Origin of the sequence: Cytobacillus firmus DS1, assembly GCF_000565285.1 — a bacterium.
Classification (GTDB): domain Bacteria; phylum Bacillota; class Bacilli; order Bacillales; family Cytobacillaceae; genus Cytobacillus; species Cytobacillus firmus_A.
Genome location: NZ_APVL01000004.1, coordinates 1 through 17,671, shown reverse-complemented (window position 1 = coordinate 17,671; position 17,671 = coordinate 1). Strand labels below are relative to the sequence as shown.

Annotated in this window: 19 protein-coding genes, 1 tRNA gene and 1 riboswitch; of the genes, 8 read left to right on the top strand and 12 right to left on the bottom strand. The window is 38.0% G+C overall.

The annotated features are described in order from the left end of the window. Positions 1-341: 341 nt before the first annotated feature. The 6 genes from PBF_RS06220 to PBF_RS06195 all read right to left on the bottom strand — a co-directional run bounded on the left by PBF_RS06220 (position 342) and on the right by PBF_RS06195 (position 5,432). Positions 342-575, bottom strand: coding sequence for an aspartyl-phosphate phosphatase Spo0E family protein (locus PBF_RS06220; protein WP_035328468.1), 234 nt, complete (start codon positions 573-575; stop codon positions 342-344). 299 nt (positions 576-874) lie between these two features. Continuing rightward, positions 875-1,408, bottom strand: a complete 534-nt coding sequence (locus PBF_RS06215; protein WP_051488823.1) for a 1,2-dihydroxy-3-keto-5-methylthiopentene dioxygenase — start codon at positions 1,406-1,408, stop codon at positions 875-877. 55 nt (positions 1,409-1,463) lie between these two features. Next, the gene (locus tag PBF_RS06210) at positions 1,464-2,099 is read right to left on the bottom strand and encodes a methylthioribulose 1-phosphate dehydratase (protein ID WP_035328467.1); all 636 of its coding nucleotides are present in this window, start codon (positions 2,097-2,099) and stop codon (positions 1,464-1,466) included. Further along, on the bottom strand, positions 2,096-2,758 hold the full coding sequence (locus tag PBF_RS06205; protein WP_035328465.1) for a 2-hydroxy-3-keto-5-methylthiopentenyl-1-phosphate phosphatase: 663 nt from the start codon (positions 2,756-2,758) through the stop codon (positions 2,096-2,098). The genes PBF_RS06210 and PBF_RS06205 overlap by 4 nt, the downstream gene beginning before the upstream one ends. Then, positions 2,751-3,983 (bottom strand): 2,3-diketo-5-methylthiopentyl-1-phosphate enolase, encoded by a 1,233-nt coding sequence (locus PBF_RS06200; protein ID WP_035328463.1) that lies wholly within the window; start codon positions 3,981-3,983, stop codon positions 2,751-2,753. Before PBF_RS06200 ends, PBF_RS06205 begins: the two co-directional genes overlap by 8 nt. Before the next feature lie 85 nt (positions 3,984-4,068). Beyond that, a riboswitch (SAM riboswitch) is annotated at positions 4,069-4,172 on the bottom strand. An 87-nt stretch (positions 4,173-4,259) separates the two neighbouring features. Beyond that, positions 4,260-5,432, bottom strand: coding sequence for a pyridoxal phosphate-dependent aminotransferase (locus PBF_RS06195; RefSeq protein WP_035328461.1), 1,173 nt, complete (start codon positions 5,430-5,432; stop codon positions 4,260-4,262). Between the two features lie 143 nt (positions 5,433-5,575). Between PBF_RS06195 and PBF_RS06190 the strand changes: the two genes are divergently transcribed. After that, positions 5,576-6,361, top strand: a complete 786-nt coding sequence (locus PBF_RS06190; RefSeq protein WP_035328459.1) for a carbon-nitrogen family hydrolase — start codon at positions 5,576-5,578, stop codon at positions 6,359-6,361. A 33-nt stretch (positions 6,362-6,394) separates the two neighbouring features. Here the strand turns inward: PBF_RS06190 and PBF_RS06185 are convergent, their stop codons facing one another. The 4 genes from PBF_RS06185 to PBF_RS06170 form a co-directional block, all read right to left on the bottom strand. Then, positions 6,395-6,976: a metalloregulator ArsR/SmtB family transcription factor gene (locus tag PBF_RS06185; protein WP_035328457.1), complete on the bottom strand. Its 582-nt coding sequence runs from the start codon at positions 6,974-6,976 to the stop codon at positions 6,395-6,397. Between the two features lie 117 nt (positions 6,977-7,093). Beyond that, entirely contained in the window at positions 7,094-7,594 is a 501-nt protein-coding gene (locus PBF_RS06180; protein WP_035328455.1) for a methylated-DNA--[protein]-cysteine S-methyltransferase, read from the bottom strand. Between the two features lie 14 nt (positions 7,595-7,608). Beyond that, positions 7,609-9,438, bottom strand: coding sequence for a PAS domain-containing sensor histidine kinase (locus tag PBF_RS06175; RefSeq protein ID WP_035328453.1), 1,830 nt, complete (start codon positions 9,436-9,438; stop codon positions 7,609-7,611). Positions 9,439-9,595: 157 nt separating this feature from the next. Then, positions 9,596-11,398 carry a methyl-accepting chemotaxis protein gene (locus tag PBF_RS06170; RefSeq protein ID WP_035328451.1) on the bottom strand — a complete coding sequence of 601 codons (1,803 nt, stop codon included), beginning with the start codon at positions 11,396-11,398 and terminating at the stop codon, positions 9,596-9,598. A gap of 497 nt (positions 11,399-11,895) precedes the next feature. Between PBF_RS06170 and PBF_RS06165 the strand changes: the two genes are divergently transcribed. The 7 genes from PBF_RS06165 (at position 11,896) to PBF_RS06135 (ending at position 16,297) form a co-directional block, all read left to right on the top strand. Beyond that, positions 11,896-12,936 (top strand): acyltransferase family protein, encoded by a 1,041-nt coding sequence (locus PBF_RS06165; RefSeq protein ID WP_035328449.1) that lies wholly within the window; start codon positions 11,896-11,898, stop codon positions 12,934-12,936. Positions 12,937-13,206: 270 nt separating this feature from the next. After that, a tRNA-Arg gene (locus tag PBF_RS06160) sits at positions 13,207-13,280 on the top strand. A 302-nt stretch (positions 13,281-13,582) separates the two neighbouring features. After that, positions 13,583-13,846, top strand: a complete 264-nt coding sequence (locus PBF_RS06155; RefSeq protein WP_035328446.1) for a hypothetical protein — start codon at positions 13,583-13,585, stop codon at positions 13,844-13,846. Between the two features lie 106 nt (positions 13,847-13,952). Next, on the top strand, positions 13,953-14,777 hold the full coding sequence (locus tag PBF_RS24880; protein WP_152539668.1) for a HipA family kinase: 825 nt from the start codon (positions 13,953-13,955) through the stop codon (positions 14,775-14,777). After that, positions 14,767-15,579: a DUF3037 domain-containing protein gene (locus PBF_RS06145; protein ID WP_035328444.1), complete on the top strand. Its 813-nt coding sequence runs from the start codon at positions 14,767-14,769 to the stop codon at positions 15,577-15,579. The genes PBF_RS24880 and PBF_RS06145 overlap by 11 nt, the downstream gene beginning before the upstream one ends. A 106-nt stretch (positions 15,580-15,685) precedes the next feature. After that, complete coding sequence (locus PBF_RS06140; RefSeq protein ID WP_035328441.1) at positions 15,686-15,904, top strand: hypothetical protein; 219 nt, start codon at positions 15,686-15,688, stop codon at positions 15,902-15,904. Beyond that, on the top strand, positions 15,905-16,297 hold the full coding sequence (locus tag PBF_RS06135; RefSeq protein ID WP_035328439.1) for a hypothetical protein: 393 nt from the start codon (positions 15,905-15,907) through the stop codon (positions 16,295-16,297). A gap of 28 nt (positions 16,298-16,325) precedes the next feature. Here PBF_RS06135 and PBF_RS24875 read toward each other — a convergent pair whose 3' ends face one another. After that, positions 16,326-17,105 carry an N-acetylmuramoyl-L-alanine amidase gene (locus PBF_RS24875; protein WP_081757235.1) on the bottom strand — a complete coding sequence of 260 codons (780 nt, stop codon included), beginning with the start codon at positions 17,103-17,105 and terminating at the stop codon, positions 16,326-16,328. A 37-nt stretch (positions 17,106-17,142) separates the two neighbouring features. Further along, positions 17,143-17,559: a phage holin family protein gene (locus PBF_RS06125; RefSeq protein WP_035328437.1), complete on the bottom strand. Its 417-nt coding sequence runs from the start codon at positions 17,557-17,559 to the stop codon at positions 17,143-17,145. Positions 17,560-17,671: the final 112 nt, after the last annotated feature.

Here is a 17,671-nt window from a genome sequence, read left to right as displayed (position 1 = left end):
TGATAAAAAAAGCTTTGTATTACGATATATGATTCTCTAAACAGGCATAGTACTTCTTTAATGAATTAATATGTTTATTGCTAGAATAGCGGCGAACTGTAAGAAAAGCGCAAGCGCCTTGCCCACCCCGACAAGCACAAGACGAGCCTCCCGGAAAGGCGTTCTTTGCCTTTTTGGGAGGATTGGCTTGTGACCTCGAGGGGGTAGGCGCTGGAGCTAGACAGTTATCGACGTTCAAAATTTTATACTTTCTTACCTTTCAAAAAAAAAAAAGAACCCTCCACGGATCCTTTTTGACTTTCTTGTTATATATGATCAATAAATATGCTCAGTTATTTAAATTATACAACTGCTTTCTTCCAGGATAGAATCATTTGCCTGAATGAAACTCTCATTCTTTTCTTTTGTTCCTTCTCCCGTTTAATGACGCATTGATATTCAAAAATCAATTGATCGAGTTCCTGGCTGCAGCGAATCGTTTCCTGGCTCGCCATTCCGTTTTTTCTGGACGTTTCTATCATTTTTTCTCTTTTTTGCTGAATTTCAGTCAGCAGCTGTATTCTTTTATTGCGCAACTTTCTTCCTCCTAATCCTATCCCTTTTATCCGATATAAATGTGTCTACTTGAAGCATTATTACAAGAATTTCTATAAATGTAAATAGATTCGCAATATTAGACAATCTTTTTCCAAATTTATTTTAATCGACACTAATTTCACTTTACCCTCACGCTGTTTCGACACCTTCTGCTAATAAAAAACTAGTGAAATCAGCAGTATTTGATAAAAATTTTCAAGACCTGGTCGTGTAAAAAATATCCAAGTGCTATAGCAAGAAAATAAAAAACCCAAAGCCGCAGCAATGGGTCAAATAATTATTGATGAACTTCCTCTTCTTCATATATTGGCACCCATCCTTCTGCAGATACAAAAATCCGGATGGCAACTACCTTTCTATCATCCTGCAGAGTAAAATAATGACGGATATTTTCAGGGACGGATATTAAATCGCCAGGATTCAGGAACACTTCAAAGAATTCCCCATCTTTTCCTTGTATAATAAAAACCCCATGGCCGCTGACAATAAATCTCACCTCATCGTCTGTATGATGGTGTTCCTGCTGGAAACTTTGAAGAAGCTGTTCCAAATTAGGCGTATTCTCTGAAAGGGAGATCACATCTTGAGCCTTGTATCCTCTTCTTTCAGAAATATCCTTAATTTCTGCTGCAAAAGTATCGAGTATCTCTTGCTTTTCATCATCGGAAAGCAAGTATCTCTCCTGGAGATTTTCAGGCAATTTATCTATTGGCCACTGCTCATAGATAACCTCCTGTTCTTCCAGAAAAGAAGCAACCTCCTCCTGGTTCCTGATTTCTTTTTTTGAATTTTTCAGTATGATATATGCCAAATTAATCAACCCTCTCTATTAAAATCATTTTCCGAATTGTTTAAGAGCTTGTGAATTACACTACTTTTGATAGCTGACTGACTCTATGTTCCAAAAGCCTTAGCTGATAGCGAAACAGAAATTCTGAAGCCTCAAGAATCTTTTTAGCCTCAAAGGAAGATTTGCCCCATACTGTAATTCCGTGATTCCTTATTAAAATTGCACCTGAATCTTCATGTATATGGGAAGAAAAACATTTTGCCAGAGCAGGAATGTGTGCATAATTAGGAATAATCGGAATCCTTAAAACAGCATCTTCCTCCCACTTATCAAATGCTTTTATGAGCTCTTGTCCTTTAAATGTTACTGCCTCTTGATCACCATAAATTTCTGAGATGACATTATTATCAATTGTATGTACATGAAGACTGCATTCAGCTTTTGTTCTTTTGTATATTTCAGTATGCAGAAGTGTTTCAGCGGATGGCTTAAGATGGGTGGATCCCACCGGCCGGCCAAATTCATCCACAAGGAGAAAGTCTTCATCAGTGCGTTTCCGTTTATCCTTCCCGCTTGCTGTTACAAGGAATTGAAGCGGATCTGCGCTCACCTTAATCGCGAGATTTCCGCTCGTTCCCATGAACCAGTCCCTTTCAGCGAGCTCGTCTTTAATATCTCCAAGCTCATTCCATCTTTCCTCAAGTCTGCTCATACCCTCACCTCATTTAATTTTTTTAAGACCTCAATGCAATCATAGAATGTTTCAAAGGAGTTATGATTAAGGTTCAACTCTTTGCTTTTTTTCAGAAGCAGGTCTCTTGCTATAACAAAATCTGCCTGTTTTGCAGCCTCAAGGTCGGTTATTGAATCACCGATTACCACTTTCAATGTGTCCTCAGCCTCTAATTTCCTCATAATGGAAGGCTTGCAGCAGCCGCAATTATTATCGCATTTTTCATCACAGCTATGGGGCCACAAGATTTTTATTGTATCGCCGCTAAAATCAGAACTATTGCAGAACACTGCTTCAAAGGGTCCATATTTATCCAGAACGGGAGCCACAAAAAAATCTATTCCCCCGCTTACTATATAAAGAGGTATATCTTCTTCTGCCAGATAATCGGCAAATGGCTGAAACCCCTCTCTTATTCTTGCATTTTCTAAGACGAAATCAGTGAGATCACCTTTCAGATTGCTTGGGAGAAGGGAAAACATCTTTCCTACTCCCTCCTTAATAGAAATTTCCTGCTGCAGAACTTGATTTTTTATCCCTTCCCATTGGGAGGGAGCAAAATGCTTCATAATATTGATGATGTTATCTTTTTCGGTAATAGTTCCATCAAAGTCGCAAAAAACTGCTATTTTAGCCATTCTTTACAGCCACCTCTTTGTACCCCCATAAATCAATCGCTCTTTTCAATTCAGAAAAGTCTGATGGAGCATCACCCAAAGAAGCTCCCTTTAAAGTCAAATCAATCGCCTGGCGGAATGCCAGACCGCCTCCTCTTGCCCCTTCCGGATGCCCGTGTACGCCCCCTCCGGCATTGATTACACTGTCTATTCCAAAGTCTTCGAATAGCAAAGGTACTAAACCCGGATGGATGCCGGCTGAGGGAACCGGAAAAGTTCTTTTGCAGAAATCATCCGCTTTCAGGCTATCCGCAATGGATAGTGCCTGAGTTTTTTCGAGGGCAACTGACCCATAAGGTGATGGGAAAAGAGACAAGTCAGCTCCTGCATACCTGAGCAGTTTGCCTAAAAGCAAAGGATAAGAGATTCCATAAATACTTGAAGCCGAAAGGGCTCCGCTAACTGCAGGATGCGCCATGATAGGCAGTCCAATCTCATTATCTTCTCTTAAAGACTGCAATACATCGAGCCCATAAGAGAATACATTGAAGAGTAGAAGATCCGCCCCAAGACTGGATGCCTTTCTTGCCTTATCTTTTAATTCAAACGATCTGCCTGTTAAATTAACAGCATATAACGTCCGATGGCCCGTTTCCTCATAAACCTGTCTTAACACCTTTTTTCCTTCTTTTATCCGAGCTTCTAACGGAGTGAGGCTGTTTTCAAATAAAATTTCATCGTCTTTTACAAGGTCTATGCCGCCCATGGCCTGTTCACGCAGCTGTGAAGTCAAATAATCCATATCTTTGCCGAGCACTCCTTTGAAGATGCTCATCAGAAGAGGCCTGTCATATACATTCAGTTTTCCCCTCAGCCCTTCAATCCCAAATCGAGGTCCGGGGAAAAAACTTTTTAATTCATTGGAAAACTGTAAATCCAGCAGTTTAATCTTTCCGTCCAGTGACAGTTTCCCAAAGACTGTTGTTAAGATTGCCGGTAAATCCGGACTAAAATTAACAGCAGGATAGGCGATTTTAATGATCGCAGCTGTTTCCTTGCTTTCTGCATCTTTTGTAAAGGTTTCAACAGAAACGACCCTGCCTTTATGCTTCTCCAGCTGCTGCTTTTCAAGCTCGGGCAGATGGGTCCATGATCCCACCGTTAAACCTAAAGCGATCTCCTCCGCTTTTTTCTCAGGATTATGTTTTTCATCATGTATGAGGTACGCTGCAATAATTTCACTCATGAATTTTCTTCCTTTCAATATCAAAGAATAAGAAAAATAAAAAACCTCTTCAAATAAGAAGAGGTTAGCATAGCAATCTAACATCTTCTTATCTTTCAGCTATAAGCTGCAAGATTTAGCACCGTGCTTAAGTATAAGTCGGTTGCCGGGCTTCATAGGGCTAGTCCCTCCGCCTGCTCTTAATAAGAAAACGAAATCTATTATTCAGTTAATTTAGAAATTTAATTAGAATTATGACAGTGCTAAATACTTTTGTCAATTGAATTATTGAAAAAATTAAAATAGGTTTAATTTTTGTATTCTCCCCACCGCTTCTTTAAGTCTTTCTTCAGATGTCAGCAAACCGGCTCTCACAAATCCTTCTCCAAACTGGCCGAATCCGTTGCCGGGTGCAACTGCAATATGCGCTTTCTCCAGGAGATACTCAGAAAACTCTTCAGATGTAAATGATTCCGGGACCTTGAGCCATGCAAAAAAGGAGCCTTGAGGAGCTTGTACATCCCACCCAATTTCCCTGAGACCGGAAATGAATGTATTTCGTCTGGATTCGTAGATCGAATTCAGCTCTTTTACACAATCCTGGGAGCCTGACAGAGCTGCTGCTGCAGCTTCCTGAACAGCTCCAAACAAGCTGACGTAAAGGTGGTCCTGCATCAGGTTCAGTGCTGCAATAACGCTTGCATTTCCTGCGGCAAACCCTACTCTCCAGCCAGCCATATTAAAGGTCTTTGAAAGAGTATAAATTTCAATTCCGACCTCTTTTGCGCCTTCTGCCTGAAGAAAACTTACAGGTCTTTTTCCGTCAAATCCGATTCCGCCATATGCAAAATCATGAACGATGCCAATGCCATGGCTTCGGCTCAATTCAACTGTTTCCTGAAAAAACTCTTTGTTTGCCACTGCTCCAGTAGGGTTATTTGGATAATTAAGAAACATCAATTTGGCTGAATTAAGCTCCTCAGCTGACAAATCACTGTATACAGGCAAAAAGTTATTTTCTTCTCTCAGGGGCATTGTCACCATTTTTGCTTTAGCCAGTGCAACTCCTGACCAATAATCAGGATATCCCGGGTCCGGAACCAATACGCTGTCCCCGGGATTTAAAAGGCATTGAGGGATTTCAACAAGTCCTGCTTTGCCTCCAAAAAGGATAGCTATTTCAGTATCCGGGTCCAATTCCACATCATATTCCCTTTTATAAAAGTCAGCTGCTGCCTTTTTTAAATACGGGTAACCCTGAAAAGGAGAGTACTTATGGTTTTGAGGGTTTTCGGCTGCACTTTGAAGCCGCTTGACAATATGCTCAGGGGTAGGAAGATCAGGATTTCCCTGTCCCAGATTAATGACATCATGACCCTGTTCAAGCTTTTTCCCCACCTTAGCTGTCAAAGAGGCAAAAAACTGTTTTGGCAGACTTTTTAATAGTTCTGATTGCGGATAATTAATCAAATTGTTCACCTGCTTAAAAAAATGATTGAAAATATAGTCACAAATGATATAACGTAAATGGTAAGTTGTAAAGTAATATTTAGAAGATTTCTATCTATCGGATTAATCATAACATATAGAAAAGATGATTGCGGGGGAGTTAAATGAAATTAAAGATTGCCTGTTTGCAAATGGACATAGCCTTTGGAAAACCTGAGAAGAATTTTATAGCGGCCGAAGCCATGATTAATAAAGCGCTTAAGTCTAATCCGGACGTTTTGGTTCTTCCGGAGCTTTGGACGACAGGCTATGATTTGACCAGATTAGAAGAAATAGCTGATCAGGATGCTGCCTTTGCACTGGCTTTTTTGAAAGAGATCGCTCAAAAAAACAAGGTCCATCTGATTGGCGGTTCTGTTGCAAAGAAAACACCTGAGGGCATTTACAATACTTTGCTGATTCTAGACCGTAATGGTGACCTTTTACAAGAATACAGCAAGCTGCACTTATTCAAGCTTATGAATGAGCATCTCTATTTGAAAGGAGGGTCAGCCAAGGGAGGGTTTTCTCTGGACAATAGGAAGTTTGCAGGCATGATTTGTTATGATATCCGTTTTCCTGAGTGGGTGCGGACCCATACAGCGGAAGGGGCAGAAGCTTTATTTGTAGTAGCACAATGGCCATTGGCCCGGCTTTCTCATTGGCGTGCGCTTTTGATTGCACGTGCCATTGAAAACCAGTGCTACGTTATTGCATGCAACCGTTCCGGCTCTGATCCTGATAATGTCTTTGCTGGCCATTCGATGATTATAGACCCTTGGGGGGATGTGGTTGCTGAAGGCTCTGAAACTGAAGAAATCCTGCATGCAGAAATTGACCTGGATAAAGTGAAGGAAGTCCGCAGCTTAATTCCGATTTTTGAGGACCGCAAACCGGATTTTTACCGCTGATGACTTTGCAGGGGACCTTATCAGGGCCCCTGCTTACCCTTCTATTTTCGCCCACATTTCTTGAGGGTTTAATTCGTAAATGCCATTTTCGCGGTACATATAATGGTTAATTATGAATTCTCTGCGTATAGTGGCATAGTCTTCATGATATTGTTTGATGTATTCGTTAAGCTCTTTTTCTTCATATTTTTTTCCCATTTTCAAGCCTTTAATTAAATGTTCAAAAACCATGAGTTTCTTCTTTCTCTGGGCTGGAATATTCTTCAGCTTTCCATCTCTGGTAAAGAAATTTTCAATAACCTTCTGGTTTTCTGAATTTTGTTCCTCCATTTTTTTAACCTCCTCTTTGTCTGCCAATTTTGCAAGTACTCCTGACTGGTGTTTCAGGACGGATTCATTCAGATAAAAATAAACAGTATTTTTATCTCTCCTTTGATAAACAAGGTTTATTTCCCGCAGTTTATTTAGGTGATGCGTAATAGTAGGCGGGGTTAATCCAAGCTTTCCGGCAATCGCCTGGCCATGCAGCGGCCCTTTAGCAAGGAGAAAAACAATCCGGATTCTGGTAGGGTCTCCCATTGTCTTATAAAAAGCTACTAAACGATTTAATTGCATAAATGCGCGCCTCATTTCGATTAATATCTAATTAGATATTAATCGAATGTAATTCATTTCGTCAACAGAATTTGAAAAATCCCAAAAAAAAATCACCTTAAAAGGGTGATTTAATAACTATTTAGCATAATTGGCCCCTTCAAGGGATAATAATATTTCTTTAATTTCTGTCCTGCTGCCTGCATACCCGGTTAAAGATTTATTCTTGCCGATAACACGATGACAAGGAATAATGATTGGAAGGCAATTGGCCTTATTTGCCTGTCCAATAGCCCGAACAGCTTTATCTTTCCCTATTTTAACAGCAATGTCCTGATAGCTTCTTGTCTGGCCAAAGGGGATGAGACAAAGCTCTTTCCATACTGCTTTTTGAAATTCAGTTCCATTGGGCTCTATTGGAATATCAAACTCCTTCCTATGTCCTCCGAAGTATTCTTCAAGCTGGAGAGTACACTTTTTGATCACAGAGTCAGAGGGATCAAATTGCAGGGATAAGACCTCTTCCCCTTCCAGAAAATCAGCTTCCCCCATGTATAAAGCCAAAAGGATTCCATTTTCTGCTACGATGTAAATGTCGCCAGCCGGTGTCATTTTTTTAGAATAAACTCTGCCTGTCATTTTCATTACCGCCTTTATAATACGGGTAAATAGATGTGGAAAACAGTTCCTTCACCCAATTTGCTTTCCACTTCAATTGTTCCCTTATGTTCTTCAATAATTTTATATGTAACCATTAAACCAAGTCCAGTGCCTCTTTCCTTTGTAGTATAGAAAGGCTCACCAAGCTTTTTTATTTTATGGGCAGGAATTCCTGTTCCTTCATCCCTTATGGATATGTGAACTTTATGATCACATTCTTTTCGAATGGATACTGTAATATATCCGCCTTTAGGCATGACTTCAATTGCATTTTTTATAATATTGATAAAGACCTTTTTCATTTGATTGGATTCACAGAAAACCATGGGCATATTCTGTTCATAATAAGTTCTGAATTGAACATTGTGCAGCACAGCCTGGGCACTAAGGAGATCGACTGTTTCTTTCATGATTTGTGATATGTCCTTTTCTACAAATTTGACAGCTTGAGGCTTAGCGAGAATAAGAAATTCATTAATAATTGAATCAATCCTGCTGAGCTCAGTAGTGATCACATTGAAATACATCGTATGATCTTCTTTTACACTGCCTTCCAAAAGCTGTATAAAGCCTTTAAGAGCCGTCATCGGATTTCTGATCTCATGTGCAATCCCTGCTGCCAATTCTCCAATGACATTCAATGTATCTGATTTCCGAAGCTGTTCTTCCATTTCCAGCTTCTCAGTTATATCTTTAAAAGTCGTCATACTGATATTAGAAAAAATATTCAGCTTGTTGGAAAACTCGAAAAATTTCTTTCTGCCTGTTTTTAAAGTAATAGAAAGGTTTCCGTCTGATTGCCCCTCAGAGTGTATGTTTCTTATCTGCTCTATTAATTCATCATCTGTTATATTGCAGTCATTCAAAATACTATGCAGTGACGCTCCGATAAGATCCTCCTTTGTCATCTGCAGCATTCTCTGGCCCGATTGATTAATATCGACTATTTGAAACTGATCGTTCCAGAGGATAATACCTTCAAGAGCCCCTTCAAATATCATGCGAAATTTTTGTTCGCTTTCCCTTAGGCTTTTTTCCATGGCATGACGCTCACTGACATTTCTGAAGATTGTCATATGGTAGCCTTCAACAGAGTTCAATTTCACAGTAAACTCCAACGATTTGAACTGGCCATTTGGCATAAGAAAAACAAGCTCATCCCTTATTGAGCCCTTTATGAACATCTCTTTAACAATGTTTCTGTACCTTTCCGATTTTTCATAAACAAAATCTTTTACCTTTTTTTTGATTAGTTCATCATGTGTACATTCAAAAATTCGGCAAGCAGCCTCATTAGCATCAATGATTTCACCATTCCCGCACCAAAAAATGATTCCATCCAGGGCTTCTATAAATAGGTCAGCATACAGCTCTTCATTCTTTTTTACTTTCCGTTCAAGGAGCCGCTTATTTGTGACATCTCTTAATATACACATATAAAGACCGCTCTCATTAAGGGTGCTGGTAGTAAAATCAAACTCTATAATACTTCTGCTGCCGTTATATACTGGAAGTATGCCCCTGACACTTTTACTTCTTTTCAACAGTTCCTTTTGCTTTTCAAGCTTGAAATGCTTATTTTCCGGCACGATTTCACACAGGTTCCTGCCTATCAGCTGCTGTTTATCCATCTTTATGCTTTCAGCAAATGATGGATTGACATCAACTATTTTCTCCTCGCTGTCAAAAATTAAAATTCCATCTTTTGAGTGAGAGAATAGGTTATATCCAGGCGAATTGCCGTTAGCCAATATGTTATTTTCCTTTTCCAAAGTCTCAATCCTGGCATAGAGTCTCCTGATTTCCTGATTCATAATGACCACTCTATTTCCTCCTATTGGGATTTGCAATTAATTAAATATTTCTACAAAATTAGAGTAAAACCTTTAAATCTCAGGGAAAACTGTCTTAAATAATTTTTTATATTAAGGCTTTGGATAGAAAGGAAGAGGCATACCCTATCACGAGTATGCCTGGATTTTACAGTTTAAATTTTGCAATCATCTCATCTAATTGTTCTGCCAATTCAGACAGAGACTGTGCATTATCTGAGATTTCCTCCATTGAATGGTTAGTCTGAGCCATTGATGCACTCGTTTGTTCGATGCCTGCAGCAGATTCCTCAGATACTGCGGCAATATTGCCAATGGACTGATTCATATGTGAAGAATTAATTGAAACTTGCTCGAGGCTGCGGGAAATGTCACTGACATTGGTGGACATTGAGTTAACTGCCTCATAAATTTTCTGGAATGTTTGTCCTGTCAGTTGAATTTGCTCTGTTCCTTTTTCAACCTGAACATAGCCTGTTTGAAGTGACATAGCTACACTGTTCGACTCTGCTTGAATACCTCCGACAATCTTGGTGATATCTGATACCGAAAAGGATACCTGCTCAGCCAGTTTCCTGACCTCATCTGCCACGACTGCAAAACCTCTTCCGTGCTCACCTGCTCTGGCAGCTTCAATTGCTGCGTTTAATGCGAGCAGGTTGGTCTGGTCGGCAATTTCCTTTATAACCTTAACTAACTTTGAAATTTGTTTGGTCTGATCATCCAGTCCATTAACCTTGTCCACAGACGACTTCATAATCTGATTAATTAGTCCCATTTGTTGCTGGGATTCTTTCATAAGCTTGTTTCCATCCTCTGTAAGAGATAACACCTCTGTGGAAGCACTCTTGATTTCATTCCCGCTGAATGCTGCTTCTTTCACATTTTCCAGGTACTCGTCCATCAATAAAGACAAACGTGTTGCAGAGCCAGCCTGATCCTCAGCTCCTCCTGAAAGCTCCTGCATGGTTGAAGCAACCTGCTGACTGGCTGCTTTCACTTCATTTGCAGCAATATTCAGTTCTCCGCTTCTTTCTGTAACATATCCAGAAACAGAATTAATTTCCTGAATCATAGTCTGCAGTTTTACTTTCATGGAATTCATGGCTCTGCTAAGCTGTGCTACTTCATCATTACCTTCATATTCCATTGAATCCGCATTGAGGTTTCCTTTTGCTATTTCATTTGAAAACTGTACGATCGAAGTTAATTTTTTTGAAATCATACGTCCTACAAAAACAATACTTGCGATTCCAAGGAAAGCAGAAACGATGATTGAAATGCCAAGTACTATCAAAGTTAGAATAAGACTGGATTTTGCAGAAGATACAGCCTTTTGCTGGTCCTCTTTCATCATGCTGCTAAGGGTATTCAATTTTTCAACCGTTTCAGAAATTATATTATCTGCCTGCAATTTCCCAAGCCTATATTCTCTTTCATGCTGAAGTTTGACTTTTGGCTCAATGACGTCATGGAATAAACTCGTGATTTTTTGATCATTTTCATCAATTTGCTTAAAAATGTCTTTTGATTTCGCATTGTTGAGATCCGGAGAAATTTCCTTCTTTAATTTATTAAATTCCTCTGTCAGCTGGTCAAATGTCTTTAAATGTTTAGGATTGGAGTCAATGATAAAGTTTCCAATCGTGCTCCCTTTATGGTGAAATGTTGCCGCTGATTCACTAATTTTAATGGCTTTTTCTCCAGAACCCTTAACAGTATCCAGTTTTGAGCTGGCAATTGTAAGCAGAAAAAAAGTGAGGACTGTTGAAACTATGAAAAGACCAATGGTCACAAAAAGCGCAACTCCATATTTCTGGCCAAGCTTCAGGTTCTTCCACCAGCTTGTGCCGGCCATTTTATTAAAAATCTTGCCTATATCAGGCTTTTTAGACTTGAATGATGCTTTTCGTTCCTTCTTTCCTGATTTGAATTTCCTAACCCCTTTCAAATTACTTCCCCCTTTGTGATTTAACCGGATGCGAACAATTGAACTAGTTTATTTCTGATTCTTTTTTACTATTCTTTCAATTCATTATAATAGAACAAAAATGACATTTGAAGATTATTTTCCCAATTTATTTTTAATCTGGCAGTTCTCCGGGCTTTTCCCTTTATGATTTCTTTCCTGGGAGCGCAGCTTTTTAAAGCTTGGCAGACTATACGAACTGCTACCATTTATCTGAAACAAAAATGACAATCTGCTCAAAAATTTTGAAACAGGCTTGCAAAAAGTTCTCTCATCCTTATAATATATGAGTTGGTTTACCGTTTTTTTTATACAACAGAGTTTTAATAATTATATTACAGTCATTTCAGAACTTTTTAAATTTACTTTTTCTGTAAATAAAACCTCCTATTTACACGAGAAATGAAGTTTGCTTCATGTTAAAGTGGGTAAAGACAGAGAGAGTATATTTTTTGGGGGTCTTTAATAGAGGAGGACATATGAAACAACGTGACTTTTACTTCGACAATGCTAAGTTTATCTTGATCTTCTTTGTCGTTTTCGGGCATTTGCTCCGCTCTTTTATTGAAGATAATGAGACAATTTATACAGTATATAAAGTGATTTATACGTTCCATATGCCGGCATTTATATTGGTATCCGGTTTTTTTGCAAAAGGCTTTTATAAAAAAGGCTATATAAAGAAAATTGCCAAAAAGCTTATACTGCCATATTTCATTTTCCAGGTTATTTATTCCGTTTTTTATTACTTTTTATATAATAAAGGCACCTTTGAGCTGGATCCTTTTAACCCGCATTGGTCATTATGGTTCCTGATCAGCATGTTCTGCTGGAATATCATGCTTTTATTCTTTGCAAAGTATAAAGCGGTTTACTCCCTGGCAGCAGCTTTTATCATAGGGCTTGCTGTCGGATATGCTGATTGGATCTCAAACTATTTAAGTTTATCAAGGACGTTTGTCTTCTTCCCTTTATTTTTATTGGGATATTATTTAAAGAAAGAGCATTTATATGCTCTATTCCAGCCGAAGTTCAGAATTAGTGCATTTATTATTTTTGCTGTAGTCTTTATCGGCTTTTATCTTTACCCTGAAGTGGATTATAAATGGCTGCTTGGCTCGAAGCCATACACTGAAATGGGGGCAGCTTCCATTGGGGCAGTCTTTACGAGATTGGGCTTTTATATCCTAAGCTTAATTATGGTATTTAGCTTCTTCGCTTTTGTGCCGCGTAAACAATATTTCTTTACTAATTTAGGAAAAAACACACTTTACGTATATCTGCTCCACGGGTTCTTTGTTCGGGTATTCAGAGAAAGTGAGGTACAGGGCTTTTTCACTAAACCGGAAAACTTCCTGCTGCTTGCCGGTATATCGCTGCTGCTGACCTTGCTTCTCTCAAGCAAATTGATTACTTCATTTGCACAGCCTATCATTGAACTGAAGACATCACAGCTTAAAAAGCTGAAAGATAGATCAAGGGCATATGCCAGATTTTATCGTAAAAAACTTACAAGTTAGCTCAGAAACCGGCCATGTATTATTGGCCGGTTTAACTTTATGCATAATTATTGACCAATTTTGATGAAGGGGCTATAATAAGTAACTGTGTTACCAATATCAATATTTGTAGTGCCACCATGTCCCAGTAGCTCAGCTAAGCGTAAGCTTCACTGAAAAACATCCCTGTAGCTTTGTTTCGACGCATTTGCTCCTTGTTTAGGCCTGCAGAGGAAGAAACAGGATATGCCAATCTTATTTGTATTGCAAACAATTTAATTATGCCACCATGTCCCAGTAGCTCAGCTGGATAGAGCGACAGCCTCCTAAGCTGTAGGTCGTGAGTTCGAATCTCGCCTGGGACGTCAAAATTATAAGAGCTAAAAACCCTTTGTTCTCAAGGTTTTTAGCTCTTTTTTTATTTCCTGCCTGCTCATGTTTATTTGCTCATATTAGCTCTGAAGGGGTCGGTTTGGGGTCGGAAAGAATTATTTGAGTATTTATTAATTTATTGAGGTGATTTATTTGAATCAAGAATGGCAAAAACTTATAGAGGACCTAAAAGCAAAAGGGAAGACACCTGAAGACGTCCGTATGATCGTATATTTTTATGATCAAATTATAGATATGCATAAAATTCTAATAGAATATACTCAGGGTGAGAAGAATGAACGTGGTAATTCAAACAATACTGAACATTGAAGGGAACAGGGGTTTAAGGGCTGCGGAATTTATTGTCCGCGATAGTGAATTCAAAAAGGACCCCGATTTTGCAGTTGCAGTGGTCGCTTATGAATGGATCCAGCAACAATGGAGGGAAACAGGCTGTAGGAAAATGATTATTGAGAAGGTTACCTGGAATGAGAAAAATGAAATCACAGAAGATGTGAATCTAATCAAACCTATTGAGAAAGATGATTTACCTTTTTAATAACAAATAATTGAACATTTCTTATCCTGTTTTGTCACAAAATGTATATATTGTGATAATATTTCACTAGATGTTTACAAATGGACAGGACACTGCAGGTGATTATTTGAACCACTATACAATGCCTTCATATAATATGATTAAGTATGAACGTGAAATGGGTAATGGAATAACAAATCCTCTATTAATGAAAACTACTGACGGATATTATGTAGTTAAAGTAATAGGGAATGAACATGGATCAAAAATCTTGATAAATGAGATGGTCTGTTTCAAACTGGCTAAATTATTTGATATACCTATACCAGATGCCTCACTAATTAGGATTGACAGTGATACCTTATCCTTAAATCCCGATTTACAAAAATTAGGTGTGGAACCCGGGTTGCATTTTGGTAGTAAATTAGTTTCCAGGGGACAAACTTCTATCCAAGCTCCCTTACTAAATTTAGTAAAAAACAAGGAAGATATACCTTCAATTATCCTTTTTGACCAAATTATTTATAATAACGACCGTGTAATGAATCCAGGAAATCTAATAATTGATATTAAAGAAAAAAAATTATTAGCTATTGACCATAGCCATACATTTAAGTTGGGCGCCTTGTGGAATGAAATAGAATTTAAAAAAATCCATGAAGAAGATCTCTGTTTGGTAAGAGATTTCCATGGACTCAACTACAAACTTTTATTAAAATACGTAAATGGCTACAATCCATTTAATAAGATTTTACAAAAAATACAACAGATTAGTCAAGAAGACATAAAATCGTGCTTTGATCAAATCCCCATTGAATGGGAACTTAAAAAATGCGAAATGGATGCATTAAACCACTTTATTTGGTATAGAATTGAGAATATAAACCGTTTTTTAGATTTACTTAAAGAACAATGTCATGATTGGAAAGGAGGAGATTACTTTGAATTCTAGAACAATTTTTTACTCTATTTGTAAATATGTTCCCGATATTATCAGAGGAGAGTTCATAAATGTTGGAATACTAACTTATATTCCTGAACTGGGCTTAAGCAAGTTTCAAAAGACAAGGAATTTAGCCAGGGTTACCGCTTTTGATGATGAGCTTGAATTAGATATTCTTAAAGCCCTTTTAGAGTCACTAGAGGTTCAATTTAATAATTCTTCCCTTCCAGTTAACAAAGAAAATCCAACGCCAGACTATATTCAAAACGAACTAGTCTATTTTGTAAATCAACTTCAATTTACTGATGTTAAGATGCTTAATAGCACTAATATTGAAGAAGATACCAAGGATTTGTATGACATGTACCTTTATTATGATCAAAAAAAATCAGACCGAATTAGCGCGGAAAGAGTTAAGCGATTAGTGTCCAAGCTCTTCACGGCAAATGAGTTCAAAAATGTAAATAGAAAGCCCTCTGAACAGAATATTTTCAGACAACGTCCTTTTGATTTTTCTTTAACACTGGATGGGGAAAGTGCACTTATAAAGGCTTTAACGTTTGATTATAAAAACCAAAATAAATTATATAATGAAATAAAATCATTTTTATTTGATCTAAACTATTTTAAAGAAATGGGCATAGATAACATCAAAGTAGTTATAAATAATACAGATATGGATAATGACTTTGAAAAATTAGCCTACAAATTACTAAGCAAAGAAGTCGAAGTACTTACTGTACAACAATTTGCAGAATATCTTAACGGTGCTGAAAAACAACATCTAGAACAACTTAGCCTTTTTAATTAAGATCTAAGCCCCTCTCAATTGAGAAGGGCTTTTTACTTTTGTTCACAAATTAGACACAAGGACTTCCTCATGCATTTAGCCAATTATTGTATGGGGAGGGATATAAATGAACAGTTCAAAAAACATAAATCCTCATTGTCATATATGTAAGGAACAATTAAAGTTAGATGAGGTTGTTGTATTAGACGGTACCTTGAAAGGAATCATTCATGCTGAATGCAACAATCTACCACAGGAAGAAATTGAAGATCGAGGAAGTTTTCAAGAAGTTATCTCAAGAAATCAATTATGGTTGAAGCAATTCAATCATATGATATTACATTAAATGAATACTGAATTGTTAAGAGAAATAAAGCGCCTTTATTACAATGAAAAATTGTCTACTCGGCAGGTAGCATCTATAGTTGGTATCCAAGCTAGCTCTGTTGGAGATTATCTAAATAAATATGCTGAGGGTACCAGAGATCGCAAGATGGCATGTAAGTTAAGAACAAATGATGAATACAGAGAAAAAATTAAATTTACCCAGCTTGGAGAAAAGAATAGTGTTGCTAAATTAACAGAGGAAAAAGTGCTTAAAATTAGACAGATATATGAGGATTTGCTATCAGAGGGACATGGAAAGACTCAGGCTCAGTACTATCTTGCTAAGAAGTATGGCGTGAAAAGACCAACCGTTTCGGATATTGTACGAAGAAGGACCTGGAAACATATTTAAGCCCCTCTCGAGTGAGAAGGGCTTTTAATTAAAGTTTCTTTAATGCCTCCATCTTTGCTTTGGATGGAGTCTCATATTTAACATAGCCCTCCATATTGGTAACCCAATATCCTCCGCCTACAGCATACTGGCCACCATGCTTTTCATCATATCCATAAACACGATAGTTTTCGCATGGCTGCAGTACCCGATGGTATATTATTTCATCTCGGCTATTTCGCTTCCACAGATTGATTGGCTTTAAAATGCTTAGACGGCCAATTTGTCCTTTTCGCATGGGAGATCCGTCCCAATACACTTGTGCTGGCTTACCGTAGTTTCGAACCTGTTCCATGAATTCATCTTTTTCAATACCAGTGCCAGGGCATGACTTCCAAGGAGCATTCTCCCTGTGGAATCGAATATACTTGTTCTGATCATTAAAGAACTTGGCAACCTTTAATATGGCATCAAGCTGCTTACCTTCAAGTTTGTCCTCTCCGATATCAAAATCCCCGACCATCTCACATGCAAAGGGAATCCGATTGCCCCCGCCGTTATAACCCTTAATGCTGACCGGCTGTTTTCCAAAGTTACGGCCTGTTAAAAAAGTCCCATCAGGAAACAAGGTAACATGCTGGGCAATATCATCCCATTTGTTTGTAAGTACATGATAATCACGCATTCCCTTCTGGACCCTTTCGTGGTTTTTCCCGTTGAAGTTATCGTGATTAGGCTTCCAGGTGTGATGAACGTGCAGTTCAGTGTGATTGTATTGTTTTAGGATTAATATTAATTCATCGGCATTTAATTTTACGAAAGGCATCATTTTTCCTCCTCAATAAAAAGCCGTCCGTGAGGACAGCTTATTTTACAAACTTATCGTGATCATCTTTTAATTGAATGAATTTATCAGATAGGAATTTTGGTAGTTTTACATCAAGTCGGCCAAGATTCTCAATCAAACTAATACCTTCAGTACCTATTAAGAACATCAGCATGGCATAACGGATAAATTGCCCTTCATTGCCCAGAATTATATCCATCTGTGTCGCGACAATAACCAGAGAAAACATTGCACCTTTTTTCATAAGACCTTTAAACGCTGATTTTGACGAAACCTTTTTATCATAAATAGCAGCAGCTACACCTGTTAAATAATCCAATACCATAAGAATGACAAATGCAATTAGTAGCTTATCTATTCCTCCAAGTAAATAGGCGATGGAAGAAATTCCACCGCCCGTGATCGATACCCAAAGTGTATCCGTATTGTGCTTCATCCTAAAACCCTCCTAAATTTATCATAAAAAATGCACCTTATTGGTGCTGTTCACTGCTGAACTTCATCTCCCCCCTTGAAGGCAAAATAAAAGAGCAACCAATAATTTCGGT

Coding starts and splice junctions, on each gene's coding strand:
- PBF_RS06140 (WP_035328441.1), top strand. CDS start 15,686: ATGAACAGTTCAAAAAACATAAATCCTCATTGTCATATATGTAAGGAA.
- PBF_RS06205 (WP_035328465.1), bottom strand. CDS start 2,758: ATGGCTAAAATAGCAGTTTTTTGCGACTTTGATGGAACTATTACCGAA.
- PBF_RS06155 (WP_035328446.1), top strand. CDS start 13,583: ATGAACGTGGTAATTCAAACAATACTGAACATTGAAGGGAACAGGGGT.
- PBF_RS06180 (WP_035328455.1), bottom strand. CDS start 7,594: ATGACAGGCAGAGTTTATTCTAAAAAAATGACACCGGCTGGCGACATT.
- PBF_RS06165 (WP_035328449.1), top strand. CDS start 11,896: ATGAAACAACGTGACTTTTACTTCGACAATGCTAAGTTTATCTTGATC.
- PBF_RS06210 (WP_035328467.1), bottom strand. CDS start 2,099: ATGAGCAGACTTGAGGAAAGATGGAATGAGCTTGGAGATATTAAAGAC.
- PBF_RS06125 (WP_035328437.1), bottom strand. CDS start 17,559: ATGAAGCACAATACGGATACACTTTGGGTATCGATCACGGGCGGTGGA.
- PBF_RS06190 (WP_035328459.1), top strand. CDS start 5,576: ATGAAATTAAAGATTGCCTGTTTGCAAATGGACATAGCCTTTGGAAAA.
- PBF_RS06185 (WP_035328457.1), bottom strand. CDS start 6,976: ATGCAATTAAATCGTTTAGTAGCTTTTTATAAGACAATGGGAGACCCT.
- PBF_RS06200 (WP_035328463.1), bottom strand. CDS start 3,983: ATGAGTGAAATTATTGCAGCGTACCTCATACATGATGAAAAACATAAT.
- PBF_RS24875 (WP_081757235.1), bottom strand. CDS start 17,105: ATGATGCCTTTCGTAAAATTAAATGCCGATGAATTAATATTAATCCTA.
- PBF_RS06135 (WP_035328439.1), top strand. CDS start 15,905: ATGAATACTGAATTGTTAAGAGAAATAAAGCGCCTTTATTACAATGAA.